We start from the raw sequence: 20,900 nt of genomic DNA, 5'->3' as shown, positions 1-20,900 counted from the left end.
TGGCGATGCAAATTAGCGAGAAATGTCATCATGATTTGTCACTCTGGGTTTTAGTCGTATCCGACTCGGTGTCACATCGCTGGAAAGCTACTTGAGGAGGAATTTGATCAACCCCGGTAAAGCAATATTTCAGGGATAGTTGCTTTTTTCCCTCATCCAGTCCAACAAAAAAGATATCGACCGGATCTTCATGAAGTAGCTCTTTTGAGAGCCGGTTGTAGGCCATCCAGCTCCCAACCATATCGACCATTGGCTTAAATTTATCAGTTGCGTTATCTGTAGGTTTAAATGGAATTACACGGAAAACATTCCATCGTGAGCAACGAACCAGCAATTGAGCATCACTCTGAAAGACGTCCAGATCAGTGTTATTTGTCAGGACTTTACACAGCGACTTGAGATCGTTACCCCTGACCTCCAGTTGGCTGAAGCTTCTATAATACTTTTCACATCCAGTTAAGTGCTGAGCGTAGCACTGCTTCAACAGTGTTGTGTCGTTACTGGCCTGCAATTGAGTATCTTTCGCCACATAGGCATCACTGATAAGAAAATCGGGATAGAGGTGTCCCTCCCATAGCAGTTTCTCGGCGATAGCGCCCCCCAGCACCACCACCAATAAGATAAAAAAAATTGGGAACGTCTTACCCAGAGGTATTTTCATAAATCTCACCAGTCGTTAATTTGAGGTAAATTTGCTTTCCAGATTCAGAATGCATTTTTCATGTGCATACATGACGGCGGAATCATGGCCGTAATAGAGTTCGCCATTTTCACGCTGCCACTCACGCGCTTTTCGGGTACGGAATGCTTCTGACATATGTTTTCCACACAACTCACATGGCCCGAAAAAGTCGCTGCTGCGGCCTGTTGATTTTGTGAGTCTGACGATATTGCCTGTAGGTCTACCCATACTGCCCCCTGTGCTGCTGGCATTGACCGGCTGTCTGCCGTGCTAAATGAGTGGTTATTTATCCGCGTCATCATCGGATTCTTTCGGCACGAGTTTTGTATAGCTAAATGTCATATCAGAGGGACGGATCCCATAGCGCCACGGCTTTCTGCGGTAGTTAACTGCCTCGCTTACCATCCAGCAGATAAGAGCGATACCCGCCACTATCAGGTAGCCTTTGAGCAACAGCGAGTCCCATTGTTTAATGGCATCATCGGCATTCACCACGTGTCGCTGGCATTCTGAGGAGCGGAACGCGGCAAACACTGCTTTCTCTTCAGGGCAAACCATGACCGAGGTGCTGGTGGCATTTCCAACCAGACTACGGGCCTGATCGAGGAAGACCTTGGATGGTGAACTGGTAAGAACTGTGCAGAACAGAATGAGCAGTAACGCAACTGCCGGAGCAGTGACAAACGAGAAAATGAATGCCTGCCCGGATTTCCATAAAACGTCGCTGATGTAAAATTTCATGTCGGTGTTTCCTCTTATCGGTATTCAGGCCCAGAGCAGCCCGGGGCTTAATTTATGCTGACTGGAGTCCGCCAGATTGTTTCTCTTCAGCGCGGGTATTCCAGCGCGTCACAGCGGCTTGTTCGGAGTCCTGAAACGCCACCGTGGCCTCACAGGAATTGCAGCAGGCGCGAAAATTATTCGAAATCTCCCGAACCCGGATAGATGAACAACCGCAGAAAGGGCAGGGCTTGACGTTATCGTGTCTCATCGTATTTCCTCGCTGGTGGGCTTTATCCACCGAAGCTATTGAGCCGAATTTCAGGTTCATCACCGAGCTCGTACATGTGTCCCATTTCGTTCATGATGGTGCTACTGCCATTGAACCAGGTAACCATGCATCGCCAGTGCTGACTGCCGTTTTCACCCCAGCGGCTCACGCCCGCAGCATCCATTTCGTCTTCAGTGATAAAGAAATCCGCGCCCGGCAGTTTCTCGGCATCAAGGCAGATCTCAGGCTCAACGACGAAGCAGATACCGTTGCTGTTCATGACGTACATACGCCGCTCAAGGGTTTCAGTACTGACAATGACCTGCTTATCAGAAGTAAGGTGTGATTTAGTGACTTCCATGCGAATCAGGTTCTTTGCATTAGCCTGTCCACTCGCAAAAACCATTGACGCATTGCGAACCATTAACTCAGCAGCTTCTTCACCGAAGCTACGAAGGCCCATCAGTGCAAGCAACTCACTACATTCGGCTTTACCGAGGTTGCCAGTAGTCAGATTAACCACGCCTTGTAGAGTGCTCAGTTCAACCGGTTGTGACCGGAGGATGTCGCGAAGCAGTGTATTACCCGCCGTGCCCGGGTCGCTCCAACTGGAGGATTCGGGACGCTGATTTTCAAGAAATAGGGCGCTTTGCAGTAAAGCCGCTGGTGGCTTTCCGGCAAAACTCAGTTTTACTCTGACCGAATCGAATGGGTGCATGACGGCGGTTTCTCCATAATATCGTGAAGCTAAAAACTGTTTTAATCCTATTATCCCACCGGTCGACAATTGACGAAGTAATCGGGTATGAAATGGACACCCCTTCGATAATTCACATATAGCGAAGCCTTTACGCCTTTGTCTTATCCGCAGGCTGGGGAATGCAATAACTTAAGATGGTGATAGTTTCCCCACGCTTTGCTTTAGGCGCGGCACTCTGGCATTCATCATAGGTTTTGTAGTCAGGTATTTTCTGAGAGGTGACACCACTTGGATTAAGACCACTTGAATAAAGCCCAATCACGAGAACTAAAGTAAACATGTTATTACTCCAGAATGTATTGATGGAAAGTAAGTGAGAATGCCATTATCCATTTCTCCTAAAATCCCGAAAAAACTTTTCAAGAAAGGTACTTTTCGGTTACTTCAGCGTAAGCATACTTAGATCGCAAAATGAGTGAATAAATAACTTTGCTCTGCAATTGTTTTTGCTGAACTTCAAATTAATCAGTCATCGATTTCATCAGGCAAGTGAAAAGCTGAGACGTAAAGCTTGCCATCATGAAAATCCAAACCATCTTGGCAGTGATAATCGGAAATTCGAGAGTGCCAATATAATAAATAATAATTATCAATCCCCCCAAGGCCAGACATCCAAGGAGACCTGCTGCTGCCTTTAGGAAATCACTGCCTTCAGGATTCTGGAATGTGAATCCAGTTATAATCAGCGAGGAAAAACAAGCGAACAAACAAGTTCTATACAAAGGCCAGTCCCCGGATATAACATTTTCTCGAATAAGCACTGCCCATATCAAAAATTCAATGCTGAAAATAATCAGCGGAACTGCGAGCACACGAAATGAAAGTTTTTCATATAAAGTGGTAATAATTGATGTCATAGCAAACCCCGCTTGCAATATTCAAATTAATTTTCGTGGTTTTTACCTGCTTTTAACAAACGCGTTATTTCATCAGTAAGGCAGAAACTTTTCCCAGATGATGGTTTCCCGATAACCACAACGTGACCAGTACTTGGAGTTCCCTCTACTTTAAAAAATGCAAGTTTTGCATCGATAATTTTATTTTTCATTGCATCGGTAACCTTGTATGACGTGGGGGTAAATTTTGTGCGTTAATGTTCAATGATAATATTAATCGCGAAATACTGTATCTATAGGGTCTGTTGATTAAGACTATCCCTCTTGAAGTAAAATACAATCATCATTCCTATCTGTATGGAATAGGAAGCCAATTCAGCATATGTTACATAATTGCTTGTGATGAAGGAAAAACCTCGCGCGATTACAAGTAGGAGTATTGATGCAATAAACACTAAAACCCAAACGGTAAGCATTCCCAGCACTGAAAGAAAGTACTCATATTCATTTGGGTCGTAAAATACAAATGCTGTTGAGAATATTGCAATAATACATAACGGAAGTGATGTAGCGAGTTCCGACCATTGAAGGTCAATTTTTCCAACCACCAGCAATGTAGAAATGACAGCGTACTGTATAGCCGATAGAACTGTTACCGGAATCGCAGCTCGAATGAACTTAAAAACAGAATGTTGTGTTTTAGCCTGGTTTTTCATGTGTTACCACCTGTCATTTGTTTCGAAACCAATCATAACCAGAGTGATAGATTTCAGAGTGAATAAACCACTACAAAACGCCCCCATTTATTGCTGGACATCATCCGCAGGAGTGGCATAAAACTCACGACCTGACGCGCCGAGTTTTTTCTGAAGCTTCTTTGTTGCTTCAGCCTGACTTCGGGCCTTGAAATAGAACGTCCTGATAAAATCCCCATTGTTGTAGTTAACGTCCTCTGGATTTGCCCATTTCTGCATAGCAACAAACCGGATAGAAGGCTTCGGGATGGTTTTCACCTCGACATACCCCCGGCCCTTGCAGCGAAAACACACACCGCCTTGAACGTGCCGGAACGCTCGGATCTCACCCTTACCACCCAGACAGCGTGGGCATTCAATTTTATGCATAGCAACCTCTCGACTGTTGATTAACGAATTTCGCGCCTGAAAGGGGGCAGGGATGCGAGGATGTCTTTCCCGTAGGCTTTTGTCTTCAGGCGTTTATCCAGGATAGTCACCGCGCCGGTATCGCTCTCTGTGCGGATAAGCCGACCAACGGACTGGGTCAGTTTGAGGCAGGCCTCCGGTATCGAGATTTCCCGGAAAGCATCACGCCCGTTTTTCTCCAGCCACTCCGTCAGGGTCTGGCCCACCGGGTCGGTCGGAACGCTAAAAGGCAGCTTGGCAATGATGACGTTGTTGCAGTACACGCCAGGCAGATCCACCCCTTCACTGAAAGAAGCCATACCAAAGATAATGCTCGGCTCACCACGGTCGATTCTGAGCTTATGGCGCAGCAGTATTTCCCGTTTTGGAAGTGCCCCCTGTATCAGCAGAAGCGGTGAAATGTGTTGAGGCATCGCCTTGCTGACTTCTTCCATCTGCCTGCGGGAGGCGAACAGCACGAGGCAACCCTGAAGCCGAAGCACCAGTTTGGGAAGGAGTTCGATGATCTCCGCCGTATGTTCTTCATGATTGGTCGGAACCGAGCGCATACGGGGGATGAACAACACGCCGTTGTTCTGGTAATCAAACGGGCTGCGGGCCAGCAGGGTAGGTGTATCGACTGGAAGACCGGCCTGCTCCAGGAATGCGTCAAACTTGCTAAGGGAGCGGATTGTTGCCGAGGTCACAATGGTGGCATAAGCCTTCGACCAGAGCTCGGATTTCAGGTGTTCGCCCGCATAGACCGGACTGCAATTAATCACCACTTCGGTGCTGCGTTTAGTACGACGGACGTTAATCCACCGGGCCATAGGCATACCAGAGACGGTTTTATTCCCGCAGTATGAGGCCAGAGCCTGATGCATACCCGCCAGGCGATTTGCCAGCTCGCCGACAGCCATCTTTTGAAGGGCCAGTTCTTCCTCGCTGATATCCCGCCCGGCCTCATCTACAATCGCCGTCATTTTCACAACGATATTCTGCATCTCGTTTACTGTCTTTAACCCAGGCTTAAACAGGGCCGCAATATCTTCAGGAACGAAACCTTCCGGGAAGCGATAGATGTCCGATTCCGTGCCATTTGGCATTTCGTGATCGTTTCGCCAGTTCAGGGAGCGTAAAAGTGTCCCCCGCAGCTCACCGAGCTCATCACCGGCATGGCCCGCAAGCTCCACCAGCTGCTGCACGTGCTTTTCCATAGTCCCGCCGTAGGACTCTGGCATGGTCATTACCATGTCGAAGATTTCGCTCATGAAATGCCTGCTGGCATCGAGAGAGGCGGAGGTCGCAAAGTGGTTAATTGCTTTCTGCGGAACGTGGTGACCTTCGTCGAACACATAAATGGACTCTTCCTGCGGGGGAAGGATAATACCGCCTCCCAGTGACAGGTCAGACAATACGATGTCATGGTTGGCGATAACCACATCCACCGACTCCAGCAGGGCGCGGGCGAGGAAGAACGGACAACGGTGATAATGTGGGCAACGCTTTTTAGGGCACTGACTGCCAATAGCATTGACCCGACCCCATACCGCCTCATTGATCTCATCAGGATAGGAATCACGCTCTCCTGTCCAGTGACCACCAGCAAAGGCCTTGCTGATATCCTCCACATCATCGCGGATGTAGCCATAGGCATTCATCTCGCTTTCCATATGAACGTCACAGCGCATCTGGCAGAAGTAACGGCTACGGCCCTTCGCCATCGCATAGGAGAAGCTCAGGCCCGCTCTCGCCTGTATTTCTGGCAGATCCTTGGAGATGATTTGTTCCTGAAGCGCAACGGTTGCCGTGGAGATGATCAGCGTCTTATGCTTTTCCATCGCCAGGGGGATCAGCGGCAGACAATACCCGAGTGTTTTCCCTGTCCCCGTACCGGCCTCAATAACCCCGACGCGATACTGCTCCTCAGCGGGGGTAGCGTTAACGACTGCGCTGCAAAACGCCATCATGTCTACCTGCCCGGCACGAGGGGACAGACCCTTTGCGTCCAGGAAGAAGTGATAGGCTCGCTCAGTCATTTCAGCGGCAGTCATCCGGGGTTTATTGTCTGGCATATCCGTACCTTGTCCTCTGCTGCTCAGGAGGCACAGCCCGGCAGCGGCTATCGAAGTCAGGTACATCCTCATGCTGGTGGATGTACCGGGTTCATCAGTCTTCCAGTGAATGGCCTTTAAAGCGTCTCACATAGCGTTTAATTTCAGTTTCGGCCTGTTCCAGTACAGCTCGGTTGCAGTGCTCAAGAACACAGTAAGGCCCATGTGCTGGCCCGCCATCGCTGGTTTCGCAGGCATCAAGCTTGAGCCGAACGGAGGCATCGAAGATAAATTGGGTGATTTTCGCAATGGAGATCTGGTCTTTGTCTTCCTGCTCTTTGGTGTCGATGACATCGCCGTTATACACGTCGAAATCGAGCCGCAGGCGGTAAACTGTGTCGATTGCCATAATCGGATCCCTTCAGAGGATGTCGTAGATGACTGGGACGCGGCCACGTTCTACCTGTTGATTCAGGGTGCGGAAACCACCGTGATCAACGATGTAGAATTCACCCGCCACGGCGGAGCGATGGAAGTCGGCGAGCTCTTCAGTGCCAAAGACGAAAACCGGGGTTCCAGAGGGGACGGTCATGCAGGCAGTTTTTCCGCCATAGCCGCGAACCGTAAAGGTGATTACCCCATCCGCGCTGGTGGGCAGGAAATCGGCGAAAATCGAATGAAAGGCTTTATTCGCCTTATCGCTGAATACGTCGGTCAGTGTCTGCATGATGCGCCCCGTGATCTCGTTTTATGTTGTACTGATACCAGTACAACACGGGCCCGGCAGGTGACGAAGGCGATACGTCGGGTATTATCAGAATGAATATGTCGGTCTGAAATGGTTTATCAGTGAGCCATCAGCTCCGGCCCCGGGACGCGAATCAACGGTCGTTATGCTGTAGCACCTCCACGAACTGTCCGCAGCTGTCGCAGCAGTACTCATTGGCGAACCTGCCATCGTCTTTCCAGTTGTTTGCCCCGCAGCGGCAGAGCAGTACACGTACCTGAGAAGGGCGGATGCGAGCTTGACCGAATTTGGTTGTCCACTGAGGCTCGCCATCAAAGCGAAAAGAGTCAATGCGAAACCTGCTTTCGCGTTCGTAGGTGTTGAGGTATTTGAAGTACAGCTCTTCAGAGAGAATGGCATCGGTCATCGTGTATTCCCTGTCTGGCCCCGTGGAGGGTGATTTGCGGCAGAGTGTTGCGTTGCGAAAACTGCCAGGTTGTCGGAGCCATTACACCACGGGTCATACAGGTCACGAAGGGGGTTACTTACCAGCCAGCGCTTTCTCTTCCCTGGTAGCCAGGCGCATTTGCCCGAAACCTTCACGGATCAGCAACGGCTTTTCTTTCTTCCAGCCCTTAACGACGGACTCACCGAAACGACGCGGGGCGTTACCATTCCAGGTGGCTATGACGTGGTTATCATGGACTTCGACAATCACGACCGGGTGGACGACAACTGTTTTAAGTGTGGTGTTGCCCATATTTACCCGGCTAACCGACCAGACACTCATCCCGACTTCCAGCTGGCTTATTTTCATCTTCATTTCCTTCTAAACGAACGTAGTGCGCCACGGCGTAATGTCGTGACGCACATTACCATGCCCGGGGCTTATCAGAACATAAGCCAGGTGGCGTTACCGGCAGTATTTCTGGACTGGTAGGCTTTTGCCTGCGCGTGAAGCAGCTTCCACAGCTGACGAAGTGTAGCAGCATGATTTTCACCACCAGCATTAACCCGCAGTTCGCCGATCTCGCGGGTAACAGTGAAACAATTCCGGCTCTCATCCCAGCCTGAATGTTCACGCGCTTCCACCACCAGATCATTAGACGTATCAGGGCCGGTCTTTGCTGCATTCAGCACGAACTCCGTTTTAACAGTAATACGGCTGGCGTTATCCGGCGCATCCAGAAAGACGGTGAACCCCTCAGTTCGGCGGTCAGTTATACGACGGCTCCCCCAGGAGGTGATCCCCCTCTGGACACGCATCATTGAAAGAGCGTGGGACTCGGTTGCCTGCACTGTGCGATACAGGTCGGTCAGGGAAGAAAGGCTGAAGCTTTCAGGGGCAGTCTGGATAGCGTCGGTCATGGTAGATCCTCGGTTATATGGTGTGTTTTCTGGCTTCAGTAGCTGTCGTTTGCCACGTAATAGGACGTGCCTGGATAGAAGTAGCGGTAATCCGGCTGCATGTCATTGGTGATGACGGATGCTTCTTCCCAGACCCCGCTGGTGGACATAAACTCATCTGTCGTTTCATTCTCCAGCCGCATATAGCGTTCAGGAGCGCATTCCGCCCAGGCGCGTTTCACCGTATCCCAGTTAGCGTACTGGCTGATTTCAATATTCAGGGGCGCATTCTTCTCAGGCTGGTTACGGCGGGAACTCAGCACGAAATTCAGCTTCAGGACGATACGACTGTCGTTGTCAGGAGTATCCATCCAGATCTGGTATTCAGCCGTAGGCCGGGATGACTGGTTTTTGCGGCCCCACGAGGTGACACCGGTTTTAACCTGGACTATCGAGACTTTATGCGCATCAGTCTTGCCAACGCTGGTCATCAATTCAGACAGACTTTTAAACATGGTGCATCCCCAGTGATTATTGGTATGTTCGTTTTGTTTACTTATTAAATCACTGGTTACCCGGGTGACGAAGTCAGAGCCGGGTAAAAAAAGGACAAAATTTGCGGATTAGTGGCTGGTGGTGGTATTGGCCTGCGGGACAGGGCCATCGAACAATTTGTCAAAAAATTCCACGCCACGCTGGTACACATCGCGCAGCTCCATATCTTCACGCTCGGTCAGGCCCATCTTATTGAGCACGGCAAGGCCGGTACGAAGGCGAGGAATCAATACGGTTTCCAGATAGATCCTGCGGCCCGCAATAATTTCCGGGGATGCTTCATTGATGTAAAAATCAACGGTTTTCGTGATGCTGAAGTGCTTTACTTCGCTCATCGTCTGGTACTCCTCAGAATGATGTCATGATACTCGGTTTGATTCAGGGGAGGGGAGCAACCCGGGCAAACAAGCCCGGGCGCAGGCAGCAGTTATTCGAGACCCAGTGCAACGTGATCGCCATCATCAGAAAGGCGAATGAATAGCATCTGCGTACCGCCGCTCAAGCCGAACTGGAGATCCCAGCCTGGGACAGAAGATGTCTCGCATTCACGCACATCGATGACCTGGTCACGGTAGAGCAAGAAGCGTGTATCAGACTTGTCATCTTCAGCGACGTGGGCCATCTGATCAGCAAATTTGTCTTCGAGGTCGAACCAGCTTTCCAGCCAGACCTTATCAGAGACCAGGCTGATACCGCAGGCGGATTCCGCCGTGCCGGTCACAGCCTCAGCGACTGGTTCTACAGAAGTCATATTAAATACCGCATCAACTACCAGTGCCTGCTCTGAGGTCGCCGGGTAGATACCTTGCAGATAAACGCTATTGCCGTTCACTTCGAAGCCGTCTTCAAGACTGATGTCGTCATGATCAACGTCATAAACATCCGCGAGGTTGCGAAGACAGATCAGGTTGGCTTCATCTTCGTTCTCCGCTTCAATGCGCATCAGTGGCAGTTCGCCACCACTGGAGTCGGATTCATAGTAGTGAACGTAGAATACATTTTTCTCTTTGCTGGTGGTCATGGCGTTGCCCCGTGTTGTTCGTTTTGTTTACTTATAGTCTCACGGGGTATTCAGGTGACGAAGGAAATCGGGCATAAAAAAGCGGGGATTTAACCCCGCCAGTTTTGATATTTATAATTATGCCAACATGTAGTTCCAGCGCAGTTATTACTTAGGCCTTGGGCCTTTTCGTGTATTACTTTTTTCTGGCTCTTCCACCGACTCTTCTGCTGGTTTTTCCACCGACTCTTGTGTTGGCGTTGTAGTGGCTGCGGCTGCTGCTGCGGCAGTAGCGGTTGAATCGTCATAATCAGTGGTAGCAGTAACATCACCCGATTCAGTCATATGGAGAGTGACAGTGACAGGTTTGCCATCAACAGCAAAATTGAGACTAACTGAACCTTTCATCTTCAGTAAGAGTGCGGCCCGGGTATATCCATCGGAAAGTTTTAAACCAACAGAAGCTAAAGCATCAGCAATTTTGTTATGAATATCGTTGCTCATTTTCATTCCTTAATGTGTGTGTATTAGCGGAATATCAAATCATAAGACTTCAACTGAAAAAGGGTCAGAAGTGAAAAGTTATTTTCTATACGTATGATGGCACAGGAAGGTGGGGTGACGAAGAAGAATAAGCAAAAAAAAAGCGGGGTATTATCCCCGCAAAACTACACACAGCAATTCAATAAAACAACTTCCAGGGGGGCGATGCACACATCACAACTTCGGTCTGTCAGACGGGAACCGGCCTTGGGCGCTTGTATCCCATTTGACGAAAATTTGGTTTTAAAACCGGTAAATCGTTACTCTTTCTTCCTGCTACCCCGGTCTATCACCGGGGTAGCGGAGTCCGCCATTCTCGGCAGCGCCAGCTGATCAGATTACATAGACTCAGATTTAAAGTTACGCGTTCGCATATAACCTCCTTAGTGTGGGCCGGTTCACTGGATTGTGAATTGTCAGTAACGCTAAATTTGTAGACTTCAGGTCTACAGCCTGGCTTATATAGGCAGGCGCGGCAGTTTTTTAAGAGTTTGAACGTAACGAGAGCATTTACATAAATCCTCCTTTCTGTAGCTGACCAGATTTAACGTCTTTGTCTATTCAGTGAACCATACCCTATTCATGTGACGAAGGTTTCTGAGTGTAAAAATACGTAATAAGCAACGCTATTATCGCTAATTCTAAAAATAGGGCGAATTAAAATACCGGCAAAACGCGGACGTTTATACCGGTATTATTTCTGAGCTGCTGGTGCAATATCGCGAGGTAAGCTGTAGTCAGCGCGGCAGGTACTTAACGGCTAGGCTTGCTGGTGGTTAAGGCCTCATCCTGCGCCAGCAACGTGATCACATCCCCGGCAATCTCCGGGCGGATACCAGGCGATTTATGCGCGGCATGGGCCGCGACAGCCAGCGGTCTCCAGTTGAGTGATGCTGCAATACGTCTGATCTCTTCAATAACCCGGAATGTATCGCTCTCCAGCGCCAGACCCGCACGGGCGGTATCGAAAGATACGCGCTGCGCCGAAGTGAGCGGCGAGTGCTTCTTCAGTTCTGCGGTGATGATACGCTGCGCTTCAGCACCGATTGACGCGCCACCTTCGACGACCCCGGTTAAACCGACGAGCTTACCTCCATCACTGCGGCTATTATCGTCTTTAACCCTGGGTGGCGGGGCCAGGGCGGTCAGATCCACGTCCTGCTGTAAGAGCTCCAGCAGGTCAGCCAGCATATCGGGTTTAATCACACCTTTTAAACCCGCTGCGCGTTTCGCTAGGCTGACAGGAGAACGGCCCAGGCGGGCGGACATCGCAATAAGGCAATTAGCCAGAACAAAGAGGTCATCAACCCCAATCAGTGGCGCACACTCTTGCCTGAACGTCTGATCATCCCGGAATGCAGGAGCTGGTGGGGCCGGTTTAGGCGTTTTGGCCTTTGCCTGCGGCTTGTCATAACCACGTAGGGCTTTTTCTGCACTGTCTGAAACCTTACGGATGCTTTGCGCCAGATCATCACCACCTGCCAGGCCTGCGGTCAACTGAAGCATATAATCGAGCCTGCCGAGCATGTCAGGGGAAGCAAGCCCGGTCGCTATCTTCTGGCTGATGTCGTTAAGGTTGCTGAGTATACCACCGGCGATTTTAGACGGAGGAGTAACAACCGCCTGGACATTATGGCTGGTATGAATTTCCCGCGACACCAGGGTGAGGACTTTGCGCCAGTCAGGTTGTACACCAGCATCAAGCGTCTCAAGGTGGCTTATTGCATTTCTCAGGCTATCCCATCTGGATAGCTGTAGAGGGTCACCGTTCTGCTTTCCTGATTTCAGCCACTGAACGAGGTAGACGAAGTCAGATGTAGCTGAGGCCACCAGCCCGGCAATAACGCGCTCTCTTGCTTGAGGCGTTGTAGGGTTAGATCTTCGCACCGGCAGACGGTCATTTTTATGTGCCGTTGGTCTTTTCATTTCGAATATCTCAACTTGGTTCCATCAACGATAACTCCGCGCCCGGGAGCCAGACAGCATGAAACAATGTATTTACCATGTTTGATAAAAGCGCAACCGGCAGCGCCGTCAAAAAAATGCTATATGACAGCGCTGGTTAGAGCAGAAAGATTCAGGGAGGTTTTACATCTACTCTCGATCATCTGTGAGGAAGAGATGCAGTTGAGTCACAAAGGCATCGAGATAAGGGGTATTTCTGGCATTGTCTGCAAAGTTCATTTTGGCATTGGTGTCGTCGTATACATGCATCCAGCCGCTGTTTCTGGCAATACGACGTACATCAGTATTTGCCGGGTAGAGTTTCCCAATAGCTTCACGCAGACCTTCAATTTCTGAGATCAACTGCCGGGCATTCGCAGCAGGCTCAGGAGCCGATGGGACGAGAACCCGGAATTCAGCGGTTTCCGGCTGCATCTTAATCACTTCAATGACTTTGTCCCGGGCAACGGAATTCCATTCAGTAGTCATGCCGTTGTACTGGTTTCGGATGCGGAACTGGTAAACCGGCTGCTGTTCGTTAACAAGCAACCAGGCATCGGCAAGTGCAAGATAGAACGAGACAGGCCGGTTTATCATCTGGTGTTCCTGAAGGGCTTTTTTATAGCTATGGACATCTTCAGGAAGGACATCAGTGATACTGGAGGTGAATTTTAGCGGATCCAGTGGACAGACCGGGCCGATAACCCTAAGCACAGCAACAGGATTATTACCATCATCAGTAAACCAGAAGTCATTTTCTGGGCCGATATTGAGCCTTACATCTGCGGTCTGATTCTCTGCGAGAACGGCCTGCACCCGACGACCGTTCTGCCACCAGCGTGGTGTACCTTGCATACATACCTCGTACAGGAAATTAGCCCGAAGCCCACCTGCTGGTGGGCGGTCGGAACACAAGTCTACTGAAGGTACTGCTCTGCCTGAGCAATACGAGAAAGAGTACCGGCATTCGGTTCAATCATCTGGATACGTCGGCTGTCCTCCAGTAAACCGGCAATAAGGTGCTTGTCGGTATATGGGGCATCGTCATCCCCGAGCATACGGCGGATAGCAGATAAATCGCCGGATGGAACCGGGTATACCGACTCAATAAAGAGCTGGTCACCGTGAGGATTCTCCCACTCATATGGGGTTTGGGCGGAAGCAGCAAAACCCGAATCATTCAGACGTGCGAAATCTTCAAGCGCCTGGAGGCGGGCCGCAGATTCATCGGTAGCGTAGATTAGGATCATTCGCGCCGTCTCAGGCGATGAGCAGAACAGCAAAATGAGAAATGGCAGCATGTTATAGACTCCTTCAGTTTGCGACTTGTTGAGCTGGCGGTGTGGCTACGCTAGTGAGTTGCTTAAGGCGAATGTTCAGCTCATGAATTACATCATCGCGTTTGCGCCAGCTGGTGGATGGTAGAGCCAGGAGCGCTTCAGCTTCGGACACGGAGAGACCGGCCAGGTGAGCTTTCGATGAAATCTCTGCGTTATATAATTGCTTCAGCACAATCAATGAGTGCTGGGAGGATGCAGCCATCATCATGAAATGGCGAAGCACCGCACAATAGATTTGAGTAGACATATTAAGCCGCCTCGTTCAATGCGTGAGGTAATGATTAATGGCATGTTCAACATAGCCAACAGATTTACCCACCAGGTGTGCAAGCTGCTGCACATGATGATGGTGAACTTCACGGCACGGGCCAAATGAAGTGGTGTAGCGATACCAGAGGCTGCGGCCTACAGAAAAAAGTTCTTTCTCTGTCTGCGGGCGAACTGGATAACAAACAGGACGTGCAGATGTAGTGCGACGAACGTTATTTCGTACTTGATGAATTGCAGTATTCATAAATCACCCCGCGTATGTTTTTCGTTTTGTTTACTAACTTCAGTTAAACACACGCTGGGTGGCTGACGAATAGAAAATCCATAAATAAATGAGCTAAAGATTTAAGCTCTTTATGAAAGAATTATTCTGGGGTTGGAAACCAGATAATGTCCGAAATAGGCTTATTGCCCGTCAGTAAAGCGAGGCTGGAATGCAGTTCTTTAACGACCTGCTTATTATCCTGCGTTTGCTCAAGTGCGGTTATAGCCTTTAGCAGGGTATTTGCCACAGATGCTTTAGCATATGCCTGCGGTGAGCCGATTAGCACCTGACGCATTAGCTCCGCATTGTTAGAAGCCAAATAGCCTTGCTCCTCGGAAATTCTTTCTGCATCGGGTGCTGAAATAACCAATGCGGCAAGTTCGTGATCGTTTGCATAGTTGATAACATCAGATAGCATTTCGAGAGCTGTGGTATCTGTCATGATAAAGCCGTCAGCTACCCACTGAGGAGCAACATCGAAGCGAACTACCCAGGAATAAGGTTTAACGTTTGACATACAGAGACCTCATTAAAGAGAGATATAAGCGTCGGGATTTTCTTCAACAGAAAGAAACTCAATATCTTCGAGATGCATTCCTGCATTACGAATGCCTACCTCGGATAACCACGACAGTATTGTTTCATGATCCGGTTCACCAGAAAAATCAACAAAGGCTGGAAGAGCCCAGTCGGGTGTATAGCCAGCGCTATACATTACAGTGGCAGTAAAGCGCCCAATGTGGGGAATTTTGAAAAGGATGGATGCCTGCTCAGGGGTATTAATTACCATGCCGTGATGATAGACGACATCCCAGTTTACCCCATGCTCCCCTGTATTTCCTCGATAGAGATGGTGGCGGTCAACGGCCCAAAGGACACCTTCGCTATCCAACCAGCAGAAATAATTATTATCTGGGGATAACGTGATCCCAAGGTTCATTAACTCCGCCACCAGCAAGCAAGGGTTAATATCAGTTACAGTTTTAATAATCGTCAGCCCCATCTCGGTTCCGGTAGTAACTGTCAGTACCTTGGAGGCACTGATCCAGAATTGATAACCTGCTTCTTTAGCCTTCGCGATTAAATTAAACATTGTTGCTTCCCATTGAATGGCAGTTAGGTCAATAACAACATGAGGCTGGTGGGTGACAAACAGGGAATCTGACGATATTTCAAGAAAGAATTTAGCGATGAGAAATGCAGGGGGAACAATATGGTCTGTACTTGCCAGCGCTTCGCTCGGCCAACCCCTCGACAGCCCGAAAACAAGTTTCGGTCTGCCTCACGGTTATCTACTGACAAAGGCGGGGATTATTCGGGGTACTGTATGAACTACACAATTTCAATCGGAACAAAAGAAAGCAGCAACCCCTAAACAAATGATTGAGAGTAACCAGAAAAAGGCGAGTACTACTACAGCGCTTAAAGATAGTGGAACGGTTTTTGATAGCATAACGCCCATACCTACACCAAATGAACATAGTGCGATAGATCCTAATTTCAATTTGCTCTTATACGAAATTAACATTGGCTTCTCCTCAAAATAGGTGTGGTGCTTGCCAGCGCTTCGCTCGGCCAACCCCGAGACAACCCGAAAGCAAGTTTCGGTCTGTCCCGGGGTTCCGGGTAACGGCCAGACTTACCGCAGATCTTCTTTAGCGTTAATCATATGACATATGAATAAGAATTAATCACGATACAACTGGATAAAACTCTCCACACGGGTTCCATCACAATAGCTCGGCCAGGCGTTCATCACAGGTAGTTCTTCTGTTGTGAATCTTCCCAGTGCGAGAGCTACAGAATACCAGACCGGGAAAATCGTATTGGCTGATGTCATATTCCCATTGTTGATTAACTCATAGAGTCCGCGTCCATTAGCCCATGCACTTTCTGGTGTATCACCGGCAAGGTAGTTATCCACCCAGATGGATGGTGACAGAGCCTGACCTTTCGCCAGTCTCGCTAACAACTCGTACCACTTCAGATATTCCGTGGTTCGCAGTGAGAGAATCGGGATTCCGCCACGTCTTAACAGTGCTGCCGCAGAACGTGAGTCTACCGGTGCGGCAATTCTATCCAGGTGGTTACGGGCTTGCTTTATCCGTGCTGATATTCCCGCAGGGCTCACTCGGGAGATGTATTTCTCCACCGTCTCAGTAGCTTCAGCGATATCCGGGGCCAACGAACCATCAACATGGAGGGGACATAAAACAAGGCCGGTATCATCGTGAGTCACCCAGGCAGAATTGTCAGTCGGGTTCCTGACGATAGACAACGACTCACTTTGACCCAAGATCGTTAACCTGAATGACTTAAGCCTTTCGGCTATCCAGCTGCCTCCATCACCAAAAACCTCAATGCGCTCGTGACTCATACCGCATCACCTCTACAAGTGCTTTACATTCAGACCTAATCATAACGGCTTCCCCGTTCGGAACAAAATCAGGGCATAGCCAAACCATACTCAGGAAATTTACAGATATGTCGATCTACAAAACGCGCTCAAAACGCTCAGGCGCGTTTTAATCAATCCGATCGTGAAAATACCAGGGGGATAAGCTCAGAATCGTTCTGAGGCGATTCTGGCGTGGTTTTATCCCAATAACGGATCCTTTTGCGAATACAGATCGGTTTACAAGGGAATTTGGCTGGTATGAGACGGAGATGATCCACTTTGATAATCTGAGCGATAATTTGTTAATGGTTTCGTTTTGTTTACGCGTGTATCGGGAGGGAAGTTATTCCGAACGAGGGTATCGACTTCATATTGTCCGTTTCGATAGCCGATCACAATTTCTAAGCGGTACTCGCCGCGACAAAAACCCCCGGAGGAAAACCATGTTGGTTATTCACTTTTGGTTTTCCCCGGCGATTAAAACCAGGGCAACCTCCGGTTGCCCATAAAAACCCCCGGAGGAAATTCATCTTTCCTCCGACATCGTGCGGTTTGATTATTACCATGCTCAACCTCCCGATGTAAAAATAGAGAAAACCGACGCTATCGCTTCCGCTTTGTTTACCTTCCATATTCGCGCCCGCGAAATAGTCCGCTGCATTCCCACCCGATCATACCCGGGCGAAAACACTCGCGATCATATTGCGATCATCCTGATTCATTTCCGCCGCGATAAGTCCGCTATCGCCTGAAGGCTCACTAACAGATCGCCTGAAGGCTCACTAACAAAAATACCAGGTCATCGCCTGGTATTCATGTATATCCGTTATGTTTACTCCAGAGCGGTTTGTATTTCTAAAGCTGTTTTCTTAGGTGAGTTATTCGAAGTGAAAGTGCCTGCCGAATTGCACGGTTTTTTCGTAACTCATCACGCAACCAAATAAGCTGACCTTCATACAGTTCGATAAGCGCAAGTTCTCGCTGGCTTGCATCCTTAAATTTCGCTGGTGGATATGATTCGCCTTTGTTGAGAGGTAGGTATTTGGGAACGACACGATCAATGCCTCCACCAGCTTTGCGCAAAGGTGTCAATCTGGCCCAGCGGATCCTGATAGTTGTTCCTTGCCTGGTTACGTTAAAGCTGTACCGTGCCTTCTCGTCATCAGCAATAGCTTTGTCCCAGTATTCCTCCCGAAGACTATTGGCCTCGTTAAACAGAAGTTCTGCGGCTGAATCAACCGCATCACGAGCCTTTTCCAGATCATTGATGTACCCGACGAGTTGCATAAAACCACCTCGATGTTTTTTGATTAGGACTTAACCCCAAAAAAGAGAATCTCTATTATTACGCCAGAACTCTATGTTTCTGGAGAAAGAGAAAACTCCTTTTCAGGTTCGATTTTTAGTTTTCAGTTCCAAAACAGGAAAGATTGATTCTCCAGTTAAGTATCTTTCTGGGTGTTCTCATTTTTTGCATGTTTCTGGAGAATACAATGGCAATCTGGTGATTGAGCTATTAATATCTATCTGTACGGGTACTTTTATCAAGCCATTTTATTTTAATCAAGCAGTTTGCCAATCTCTATATGATATGGCAGAAAACTACGTTTCTGGGCATTTCTGATTTTTAATAGGTTTCTGGGGAATATAATGGAAACTTACTTCCCCTAATGTAGAGGCGATTAACGGGATGACGCCCACCGCTGCACAAACCTCTTAGTAAACGATTATGTAGAGTCGCTATATGATATGGCAGAAACTTATGTTTCTGGCTTTTCCACTTTTTGTTACCTTTCTGGAGAATACAATGGCAAACGCAGCTGAAACTTCCATCACCTCCCTCCGTCTTCAGGATCAATCCTAAATCACAGTAACTTCATAGTGATTTATGTCACATTTTGTAGGTATATATACTAGTTTGAGAGAGTTTTTTTGGGGGGGAAGTGAAGGGGAGATATGCATATTTAAGTGAAATTATAACTTGTGCTTAAGTAAAATTTTCACGAAGTGTACCCTTGAGTAATCGCCACAACATACCTTAATTCACCTCACCGAAGCATGTGTTTTTAGTATATATACTCCGCGAAATCCCCAGGCGGAAAGCCAATCTAAATGTGTTGCCCTCATACATTACCACCTAATTTCCTCAGTCTGATTTAGGTTAGGGGTTAAGGTTTTTAGGGCCGGATTTAGCCATATATGACGTCCAGTTTCATGCAGCATTTATGTACATATCTGACATTTTAAACGTCCGTATCTAGCCATTATTAATGTCAAAAATGGGGACGTTTTGCCGATAAAAAAAATGGTAATCGATGATCGTTTGAATACCATGTTACAACTTGTTAACGGTTAATTCCCGACGTTGACAGAGGGAGGCCACCTTTCTTTACGTTAGTGCGAACCCCTTTTTGGCGCTCAAATGTTATCGGAGTGGCAGTAATTCATTTTTAACTTGCAGGGTTAACGAATGAGCAATGACAAATTGGTTGTCTGCGGAATTGATATTGGATACAGCAATGTAAAAATTGCTGTAGGGGATTCAGCGGATGACAAACCCACAGTCAGTATTTATCCGGCCTACGCTACGAATGAGCCAGTAGATGATGTGCGGCTGGTAAAGCGTAGCTGCGAACATGAAGTGTTGGTGTACCCAGGAGGTAAAGAATGGCGGGCTTTTACCGAACGCCCCGATGCGCGTGAGCTGCATGACCGTTACCACATGACAGAAATGTACCTGGCACTATATCTGGCCTCACTGGATAAAATCACTGCTAAAGCAGGCAATGAAATCGACCTGGTAGTAACTGGTTTACCTGTCCGTCTTGCTAATGAAAGTGAACGCGCGAAACTGACTGCGAGGCTCACCGGTACGTTTACTATTGCGCCAGGAAAAACAGTGACTGTTAAAAAATGCCTCGTTCTTCAGCAGGGCGTTGGTGTCATCAATGACATCGTTAACAGACCGGGCCTTATCAGTCAGGAAGAATTAGAGAAGTCGACCATTCTCGTGGTTGACCCTGGCTTCTTCTCGATGGACTACATCGCCTTTAAGAGCGGAAGCAGGGTATCAGGCTCTTCAGGTTCATCATTAAAAGCAACCAGTGCAATTATCGAAAGCATTGTGAACCGCCTTAATGCCGATAACCCGGAAGAGCGAATTGATGATCTACCAGAAATTATTGAAATCGCTCTCCGTAACAATGAGCAGTCTTTCTTTAATGGGTTCCGCCACATTTCCCTACGTCCTCTGCTTGAAGAAGCTATTCCCTCCATCGCCAGTGATGTAGTCAAAGAGTTGCGAAAATCGACAAGGGTTCTCGGGCCAGTCCATATCATTGCAGCTGCCGGTGGTGGGACAAGGTTCTACGAACAGACCATACGAGAAGAATTCCCCCGAGCCAGGATCGTATCGAGCCCGTTGCCTGTTGCCAGTAATGCCATTGGTTTCTGGAACTATGGCGTTGACTTGATGCTTTACGGCGATGATTGAGCAAAGGGGGTTTCATGCAAGTTCGAGTGACGATTAATCCAATACTGTTTCCAGAGCTGATTAATTATCTGGAATCAAAACAGTCTGGCCAGCGCAGCAGTTCACTATTGGCGCTGGCAAACCGAGCATTGCTAGCAGGTGACAGTTTTATACCCGGTATCGTCCGTGAGACTTCAAAAAAACGTAAATCAGAACAGAAGAAATCAGTCCGTGGGCCGAATACAGAAAATGAGACTGGTCTGATGACTAGTCAGAGAGACGGCCACTTACCCAAAGTAAATGAGGACACTGAACCAAAATTTCGTCACGTGGTTAGCAACGATATAGTCAATACAGGCCCGCCATTTTGTGTGGGCAGTGATATTCAAGAGTTCGAAGTTAAAGATGACCAGTTATCGACGGCGAACCTTACCAGTAAGCCTGAGATTGCTGGAAAAATACCGGATCCCAATCCTGGAGATAAATCGGGCGTTGGGGAGACAGGCGACAATCAAGATAGCGGCGTTAATGAAAAGGTTACACCAAGGCGTGTTCGCATAAGTTGATGCCGTTG

General features: G+C 48.4%; 31 protein-coding genes. 5 read left to right on the top strand and 26 right to left on the bottom strand.

Annotation, left to right across the window (positions count from 1 at the left end; genetic code table 11):
• Window positions 1-28: 28 nt before the first annotated feature.
• The 10 genes from GBC03_00595 to GBC03_00550 form a co-directional block, all read right to left on the bottom strand.
• A complete protein-coding gene (locus tag GBC03_00595) occupies window positions 29-661 on the bottom strand; it encodes a hypothetical protein (protein QFS68808.1) in 633 nt (210 codons plus the stop codon).
• Window positions 662-964: 303 nt separating this feature from the next.
• Window positions 965-1,423 carry a hypothetical protein gene (locus GBC03_00590; GenBank protein QFS68807.1) on the bottom strand — a complete coding sequence of 153 codons (459 nt, stop codon included), beginning with the start codon at window positions 1,421-1,423 and terminating at the stop codon, window positions 965-967.
• 52 nt (window positions 1,424-1,475) lie between these two features.
• Entirely contained in the window at window positions 1,476-1,673 is a 198-nt protein-coding gene (locus tag GBC03_00585) for a restriction alleviation protein, Lar family (GenBank protein ID QFS68806.1), read from the bottom strand.
• Window positions 1,674-1,695: 22 nt separating this feature from the next.
• The gene (locus GBC03_00580; protein QFS68805.1) at window positions 1,696-2,391 is read right to left on the bottom strand and encodes a hypothetical protein; all 696 of its coding nucleotides are present in this window, start codon (window positions 2,389-2,391) and stop codon (window positions 1,696-1,698) included.
• Between the two features lie 130 nt (window positions 2,392-2,521).
• A complete protein-coding gene (locus tag GBC03_00575) occupies window positions 2,522-2,713 on the bottom strand; it encodes a hypothetical protein (GenBank protein ID QFS68804.1) in 192 nt (63 codons plus the stop codon).
• Between the two features lie 181 nt (window positions 2,714-2,894).
• The gene (locus GBC03_00570) at window positions 2,895-3,290 is read right to left on the bottom strand and encodes a hypothetical protein (protein QFS68803.1); all 396 of its coding nucleotides are present in this window, start codon (window positions 3,288-3,290) and stop codon (window positions 2,895-2,897) included.
• Window positions 3,291-3,562: 272 nt separating this feature from the next.
• The gene (locus tag GBC03_00565; GenBank protein ID QFS68802.1) at window positions 3,563-3,985 is read right to left on the bottom strand and encodes a hypothetical protein; all 423 of its coding nucleotides are present in this window, start codon (window positions 3,983-3,985) and stop codon (window positions 3,563-3,565) included.
• A gap of 87 nt (window positions 3,986-4,072) precedes the next feature.
• Window positions 4,073-4,393 (bottom strand): hypothetical protein, encoded by a 321-nt coding sequence (locus GBC03_00560; protein QFS68801.1) that lies wholly within the window; start codon window positions 4,391-4,393, stop codon window positions 4,073-4,075.
• Between the two features lie 20 nt (window positions 4,394-4,413).
• Window positions 4,414-6,486, bottom strand: a complete 2,073-nt coding sequence (dinG, locus tag GBC03_00555) for an ATP-dependent DNA helicase DinG (protein ID QFS68800.1) — start codon at window positions 6,484-6,486, stop codon at window positions 4,414-4,416.
• A 94-nt stretch (window positions 6,487-6,580) separates the two neighbouring features.
• Window positions 6,581-6,874 (bottom strand): hypothetical protein, encoded by a 294-nt coding sequence (locus GBC03_00550; GenBank protein ID QFS68799.1) that lies wholly within the window; start codon window positions 6,872-6,874, stop codon window positions 6,581-6,583.
• Between the two features lie 81 nt (window positions 6,875-6,955).
• On the opposite strand from GBC03_00550, the gene GBC03_00545 reads away from it, so the two are divergent.
• Complete coding sequence (locus tag GBC03_00545; protein QFS68798.1) at window positions 6,956-7,288, top strand: hypothetical protein; 333 nt, start codon at window positions 6,956-6,958, stop codon at window positions 7,286-7,288.
• 58 nt (window positions 7,289-7,346) lie between these two features.
• Here GBC03_00545 and GBC03_00540 read toward each other — a convergent pair whose 3' ends face one another.
• From GBC03_00540 to GBC03_00510, 7 genes are all read right to left on the bottom strand, one after another.
• Entirely contained in the window at window positions 7,347-7,619 is a 273-nt protein-coding gene (locus GBC03_00540; GenBank protein ID QFS68797.1) for a hypothetical protein, read from the bottom strand.
• 114 nt (window positions 7,620-7,733) lie between these two features.
• Entirely contained in the window at window positions 7,734-8,009 is a 276-nt protein-coding gene (locus GBC03_00535; protein QFS68796.1) for a hypothetical protein, read from the bottom strand.
• Window positions 8,010-8,083: 74 nt separating this feature from the next.
• Window positions 8,084-8,560, bottom strand: coding sequence for a hypothetical protein (locus tag GBC03_00530; protein ID QFS68795.1), 477 nt, complete (start codon window positions 8,558-8,560; stop codon window positions 8,084-8,086).
• A gap of 35 nt (window positions 8,561-8,595) precedes the next feature.
• Window positions 8,596-9,054, bottom strand: a complete 459-nt coding sequence (locus GBC03_00525; GenBank protein ID QFS68794.1) for a hypothetical protein — start codon at window positions 9,052-9,054, stop codon at window positions 8,596-8,598.
• A gap of 108 nt (window positions 9,055-9,162) precedes the next feature.
• The gene (locus GBC03_00520) at window positions 9,163-9,429 is read right to left on the bottom strand and encodes a hypothetical protein (GenBank protein QFS68793.1); all 267 of its coding nucleotides are present in this window, start codon (window positions 9,427-9,429) and stop codon (window positions 9,163-9,165) included.
• A 92-nt stretch (window positions 9,430-9,521) separates the two neighbouring features.
• Entirely contained in the window at window positions 9,522-10,115 is a 594-nt protein-coding gene (locus tag GBC03_00515) for a hypothetical protein (GenBank protein ID QFS68792.1), read from the bottom strand.
• Between the two features lie 147 nt (window positions 10,116-10,262).
• Window positions 10,263-10,598, bottom strand: coding sequence for a hypothetical protein (locus tag GBC03_00510; protein QFS68791.1), 336 nt, complete (start codon window positions 10,596-10,598; stop codon window positions 10,263-10,265).
• A gap of 114 nt (window positions 10,599-10,712) precedes the next feature.
• Here GBC03_00510 and GBC03_00505 point away from each other — a divergent pair, with 114 nt between their 5' ends.
• Complete coding sequence (locus tag GBC03_00505; protein ID QFS68790.1) at window positions 10,713-10,970, top strand: hypothetical protein; 258 nt, start codon at window positions 10,713-10,715, stop codon at window positions 10,968-10,970.
• Between the two features lie 420 nt (window positions 10,971-11,390).
• Here GBC03_00505 and GBC03_00500 read toward each other — a convergent pair whose 3' ends face one another.
• From GBC03_00500 to GBC03_00465, 8 genes are all read right to left on the bottom strand, one after another.
• Window positions 11,391-12,563 (bottom strand): hypothetical protein, encoded by a 1,173-nt coding sequence (locus GBC03_00500; protein QFS68789.1) that lies wholly within the window; start codon window positions 12,561-12,563, stop codon window positions 11,391-11,393.
• A gap of 168 nt (window positions 12,564-12,731) precedes the next feature.
• Window positions 12,732-13,436: a hypothetical protein gene (locus tag GBC03_00495; GenBank protein QFS68788.1), complete on the bottom strand. Its 705-nt coding sequence runs from the start codon at window positions 13,434-13,436 to the stop codon at window positions 12,732-12,734.
• A 62-nt stretch (window positions 13,437-13,498) separates the two neighbouring features.
• Window positions 13,499-13,882 (bottom strand): hypothetical protein, encoded by a 384-nt coding sequence (locus GBC03_00490; protein QFS68787.1) that lies wholly within the window; start codon window positions 13,880-13,882, stop codon window positions 13,499-13,501.
• A 13-nt stretch (window positions 13,883-13,895) separates the two neighbouring features.
• Window positions 13,896-14,168, bottom strand: coding sequence for a hypothetical protein (locus GBC03_00485; GenBank protein QFS68786.1), 273 nt, complete (start codon window positions 14,166-14,168; stop codon window positions 13,896-13,898).
• 15 nt (window positions 14,169-14,183) lie between these two features.
• Window positions 14,184-14,435: a hypothetical protein gene (locus GBC03_00480; protein QFS68785.1), complete on the bottom strand. Its 252-nt coding sequence runs from the start codon at window positions 14,433-14,435 to the stop codon at window positions 14,184-14,186.
• 121 nt (window positions 14,436-14,556) lie between these two features.
• Entirely contained in the window at window positions 14,557-14,751 is a 195-nt protein-coding gene (locus tag GBC03_00475) for a hypothetical protein (GenBank protein QFS68949.1), read from the bottom strand.
• Window positions 14,752-14,985: 234 nt separating this feature from the next.
• Window positions 14,986-15,549, bottom strand: coding sequence for a hypothetical protein (locus GBC03_00470; GenBank protein QFS68784.1), 564 nt, complete (start codon window positions 15,547-15,549; stop codon window positions 14,986-14,988).
• A gap of 594 nt (window positions 15,550-16,143) precedes the next feature.
• A complete protein-coding gene (locus GBC03_00465; GenBank protein QFS68783.1) occupies window positions 16,144-16,833 on the bottom strand; it encodes a hypothetical protein in 690 nt (229 codons plus the stop codon).
• A gap of 566 nt (window positions 16,834-17,399) precedes the next feature.
• Between GBC03_00465 and GBC03_00460 the strand changes: the two genes are divergently transcribed.
• Window positions 17,400-17,606, top strand: a complete 207-nt coding sequence (locus tag GBC03_00460; protein QFS68782.1) for a hypothetical protein — start codon at window positions 17,400-17,402, stop codon at window positions 17,604-17,606.
• 103 nt (window positions 17,607-17,709) lie between these two features.
• Here GBC03_00460 and GBC03_00455 read toward each other — a convergent pair whose 3' ends face one another.
• Window positions 17,710-18,141 (bottom strand): hypothetical protein, encoded by a 432-nt coding sequence (locus GBC03_00455; protein QFS68781.1) that lies wholly within the window; start codon window positions 18,139-18,141, stop codon window positions 17,710-17,712.
• A 1,183-nt stretch (window positions 18,142-19,324) separates the two neighbouring features.
• Here GBC03_00455 and GBC03_00450 point away from each other — a divergent pair.
• Both GBC03_00450 and GBC03_00445 read left to right on the top strand, forming a co-directional pair.
• The gene (locus tag GBC03_00450) at window positions 19,325-20,347 is read left to right on the top strand and encodes a rod shape-determining protein MreD (GenBank protein ID QFS68780.1); all 1,023 of its coding nucleotides are present in this window, start codon (window positions 19,325-19,327) and stop codon (window positions 20,345-20,347) included.
• 14 nt (window positions 20,348-20,361) lie between these two features.
• Window positions 20,362-20,892 (top strand): hypothetical protein, encoded by a 531-nt coding sequence (locus tag GBC03_00445; GenBank protein QFS68779.1) that lies wholly within the window; start codon window positions 20,362-20,364, stop codon window positions 20,890-20,892.
• Window positions 20,893-20,900 lie beyond the last annotated feature (8 nt).

Source organism: Citrobacter telavivensis (genome assembly GCA_009363175.1).
Lineage (GTDB): Bacteria > Pseudomonadota > Gammaproteobacteria > Enterobacterales > Enterobacteriaceae > Citrobacter_A > Citrobacter_A telavivensis.
Note: the sequence above shows the minus strand (reverse complement) of the source record. Positions and strands in the feature narration are given on the sequence as shown.

Bases quoted from the DNA above. Each gene is read 5' to 3' on its own strand.
- GBC03_00540 (QFS68797.1), bottom strand. From the start codon at position 7,619: ATGACCGATGCCATTCTCTCTGAAGAGCTGTACTTCAAATACCTCAAC.
- GBC03_00475 (QFS68949.1), bottom strand. From the start codon at position 14,751: ATGCGTCAGGTGCTAATCGGCTCACCGCAGGCATATGCTAAAGCATCT.
- GBC03_00515 (QFS68792.1), bottom strand. From the start codon at position 10,115: ATGACCACCAGCAAAGAGAAAAATGTATTCTACGTTCACTACTATGAA.
- dinG (QFS68800.1), bottom strand. From the start codon at position 6,486: ATGCCAGACAATAAACCCCGGATGACTGCCGCTGAAATGACTGAGCGA.
- GBC03_00450 (QFS68780.1), top strand. From the start codon at position 19,325: ATGAGCAATGACAAATTGGTTGTCTGCGGAATTGATATTGGATACAGC.
- GBC03_00485 (QFS68786.1), bottom strand. From the start codon at position 14,168: ATGTCTACTCAAATCTATTGTGCGGTGCTTCGCCATTTCATGATGATG.
- GBC03_00565 (QFS68802.1), bottom strand. From the start codon at position 3,985: ATGAAAAACCAGGCTAAAACACAACATTCTGTTTTTAAGTTCATTCGA.
- GBC03_00520 (QFS68793.1), bottom strand. From the start codon at position 9,429: ATGAGCGAAGTAAAGCACTTCAGCATCACGAAAACCGTTGATTTTTAC.
- GBC03_00595 (QFS68808.1), bottom strand. From the start codon at position 661: ATGAAAATACCTCTGGGTAAGACGTTCCCAATTTTTTTTATCTTATTG.
- GBC03_00490 (QFS68787.1), bottom strand. From the start codon at position 13,882: ATGCTGCCATTTCTCATTTTGCTGTTCTGCTCATCGCCTGAGACGGCG.
- GBC03_00495 (QFS68788.1), bottom strand. From the start codon at position 13,436: ATGCAAGGTACACCACGCTGGTGGCAGAACGGTCGTCGGGTGCAGGCC.
- GBC03_00470 (QFS68784.1), bottom strand. From the start codon at position 15,549: ATGTTTAATTTAATCGCGAAGGCTAAAGAAGCAGGTTATCAATTCTGG.
- GBC03_00590 (QFS68807.1), bottom strand. From the start codon at position 1,423: ATGAAATTTTACATCAGCGACGTTTTATGGAAATCCGGGCAGGCATTC.
- GBC03_00480 (QFS68785.1), bottom strand. From the start codon at position 14,435: ATGAATACTGCAATTCATCAAGTACGAAATAACGTTCGTCGCACTACA.
- GBC03_00465 (QFS68783.1), bottom strand. From the start codon at position 16,833: ATGAGTCACGAGCGCATTGAGGTTTTTGGTGATGGAGGCAGCTGGATA.
- GBC03_00530 (QFS68795.1), bottom strand. From the start codon at position 8,560: ATGACCGACGCTATCCAGACTGCCCCTGAAAGCTTCAGCCTTTCTTCC.
- GBC03_00525 (QFS68794.1), bottom strand. From the start codon at position 9,054: ATGTTTAAAAGTCTGTCTGAATTGATGACCAGCGTTGGCAAGACTGAT.
- GBC03_00500 (QFS68789.1), bottom strand. From the start codon at position 12,563: ATGAAAAGACCAACGGCACATAAAAATGACCGTCTGCCGGTGCGAAGA.
- GBC03_00550 (QFS68799.1), bottom strand. From the start codon at position 6,874: ATGGCAATCGACACAGTTTACCGCCTGCGGCTCGATTTCGACGTGTAT.
- GBC03_00560 (QFS68801.1), bottom strand. From the start codon at position 4,393: ATGCATAAAATTGAATGCCCACGCTGTCTGGGTGGTAAGGGTGAGATC.
- GBC03_00445 (QFS68779.1), top strand. From the start codon at position 20,362: ATGCAAGTTCGAGTGACGATTAATCCAATACTGTTTCCAGAGCTGATT.
- GBC03_00535 (QFS68796.1), bottom strand. From the start codon at position 8,009: ATGAAAATAAGCCAGCTGGAAGTCGGGATGAGTGTCTGGTCGGTTAGC.
- GBC03_00455 (QFS68781.1), bottom strand. From the start codon at position 18,141: ATGCAACTCGTCGGGTACATCAATGATCTGGAAAAGGCTCGTGATGCG.
- GBC03_00570 (QFS68803.1), bottom strand. From the start codon at position 3,290: ATGACATCAATTATTACCACTTTATATGAAAAACTTTCATTTCGTGTG.
- GBC03_00575 (QFS68804.1), bottom strand. From the start codon at position 2,713: ATGTTTACTTTAGTTCTCGTGATTGGGCTTTATTCAAGTGGTCTTAAT.
- GBC03_00580 (QFS68805.1), bottom strand. From the start codon at position 2,391: ATGCACCCATTCGATTCGGTCAGAGTAAAACTGAGTTTTGCCGGAAAG.
- GBC03_00585 (QFS68806.1), bottom strand. From the start codon at position 1,673: ATGAGACACGATAACGTCAAGCCCTGCCCTTTCTGCGGTTGTTCATCT.
- GBC03_00510 (QFS68791.1), bottom strand. From the start codon at position 10,598: ATGAGCAACGATATTCATAACAAAATTGCTGATGCTTTAGCTTCTGTT.